Below are 2,142 nucleotides of genomic sequence, written 5' to 3' on the forward strand. Positions count from 1 at the left end.
CCAAATAAATAATTTATATCATATCCCGGACGCTTGCTTTTGCTGACAATAACCACCTTGCTCGTACTCGACGTGGCACCGCCCATCCCATCGATCTGTTGTCCATAAGGATCAGGGCTACCGATAACACGCAGCAAGGCTTTATCACGTTCAGATGGATCAGATGGCAAATCTTCTGGAAGAAAAAAAACTCCTTTACTTGTTCCTCCCCGCATATAGACTGCCGGAATTTTAATTTGTTTTCCCCAATCACGCATTAGCTGTCGTTACCTCCCATTACCTCTATCAATTCTTCTTTTCTCTAATAAGATCATTGTATTTTTTTATTTAAAATAAAAAAAATATCTAAATGGAATTGCTAGCAATTCCATAATGGAATAGATAGATCTGTTGATGGATAACGGACATTCTAGTAATATGACCGTTGTAAGATGATTTAAGTGGGGCATTTGTCGGGAGCTGTCTGGCTTAAGGGACAAAAATGGCTTTTCCTTTTTTAAGAATACATAAGCGGGCAGTAATGTATTTCTGAATTTCCACCACTCATTATTCTAGTATATTAATGTTTAAGAATTAAGATAGAATCCAAAAGAGAGGTGCTTCATTTCATGAGTGTTATAGTCGATCAATTTCGATCCATCCCTACTACCTGTATTTCCGATGCTCTAGATGGACTAAATAACTTACATCCTAGTATAAAGCCACTTAGTAAAGAGTATGTACTGTGCGGAAGAGCATTTACAGTAAAAATGCCGGTAGGTGATAATCTGGCCGTACTAAAAGCGATTCGTACGGCAAATCCTAGGGACATCCTCGTGATTGATGCAAAAGGGGATGAATATAGAGCGATTGCAGGAGATTTCATTATTGGTATGGCCAAGACATTGGAAATTGGGGGAATTGTAGTGGATGGCGTCATCCGTGATTTGAAAGGAATACAAGAACTAAATTTTCCTGTATTTTGCAAAGGAACAACTGTTGCAGCAAGTGGAAAAGCAGGTGTTGGTGAACTAAATGTTCCGATCTCTTGTGGAGGAATATCCGTCAAACCGGGTGATATCATTGTAGGTGATATAGATGGTGTTGTTGTCGTTCCAAAAGAAACAGAAGAAGTAATACTGAAAAAAGCACAAGATAAGCTGATGCAAGATCAGATAAGGGCTGATACTATCTCTGGAAAAAGATTAGAGATCATCAAATATTTAGACTCTATGATTTATAAATAAAAAATGAATTTGAAGTGGGTTAAGGAGAAAAATCTCTTTAACCCATTTGTTTATTAATAAACATTAGAACTTTATGGAATAGTATTTTCTTAACACGAATTGTATTTTTCCATTCTTCGTTTGCAAGTGATTGATCTATATTAGCCGGAATGTGTTTAATCTTTTGGTTCTCGTATTTAATAAAATTATAAAATTTATACAAGTGTTGGTCGTGGAGTCAAGTTTCAATAATCTTACTATTCGCAAATAACAATTCGGCAATGGTAATGATGTTTAGAGAATTTATTGCTTAAGATTATTGTAAACAACTAAAAAAATCGAAAAAGAAAGCTAAGTGTTTATAATAGGAATAAAAAGAGAGGATTTTCAATTATAGCCTAATTTTAGGATCAGGTTTAAGAATTGCTGAAGTAGTATCCCTAGATGTTGACAGGATTGATTGGACCAGATTTTCCCTACTTAATATTTCTCCATAGTATTTCCTAAGGAACATATAGCACCATACTCTGTAACTACTACTTCTTTTCACAAAAATTTCTTCCCGTATAGAGTCTACCTAACCATCAGTAATAAAAACCAACACTTTTAAGAAGTTTAAGTTTATGAAACTTTTCCTGGAAACAGTATGAATTTCAATTGTTCCAGTTCGAAGTCAATTGAAATTTTATGTCTTATTGCGTTATTATTATGGTTTCTTTAAGCCAAGCACTGAAACCAAAATCCGAAAAACAGCGAACCGATTAATAATAAGCCTCTTTATCTAATGAAGAAATAAAAGGATACCGGCAAAAGACCAATATCCCAGTAATATTTAGTTTAATTTTAGTTAACCCATGCATCTTGTGAGTATCCTCGTTTTTCCCAATAACCGATATGTTCATAATCAATTAACTCAATTCTGTTCAACCACTTAACA

General features: G+C 34.6%; 2 protein-coding genes and 1 pseudogene. 1 reads left to right on the plus strand and 2 read right to left on the minus strand.

Translation table 11 applies throughout. From position 1 onward, the window contains the following. Window positions 1-257: PrpF domain-containing protein (locus DFO72_RS29050; protein ID WP_279587094.1), on the minus strand; the 257-nt coding region annotated here is incomplete at its 3' end. A gap of 351 nt (window positions 258-608) precedes the next feature. Here DFO72_RS29050 and DFO72_RS29055 point away from each other — a divergent pair. Beyond that, window positions 609-1,226 (plus strand): RraA family protein, encoded by a 618-nt coding sequence (locus DFO72_RS29055; protein WP_113885940.1) that lies wholly within the window; start codon window positions 609-611, stop codon window positions 1,224-1,226. Window positions 1,227-2,048: 822 nt separating this feature from the next. Here the strand turns inward: DFO72_RS29055 and DFO72_RS30305 are convergent. Beyond that, window positions 2,049-2,142, minus strand: a pseudogene (locus DFO72_RS30305) (sulfite oxidase-like oxidoreductase); the annotation flags it as partial.

Origin of the sequence: Cytobacillus oceanisediminis (genome assembly GCF_004366035.1) — a bacterium.
Classification (GTDB): domain Bacteria; phylum Bacillota; class Bacilli; order Bacillales; family Cytobacillaceae; genus Cytobacillus; species Cytobacillus oceanisediminis_C.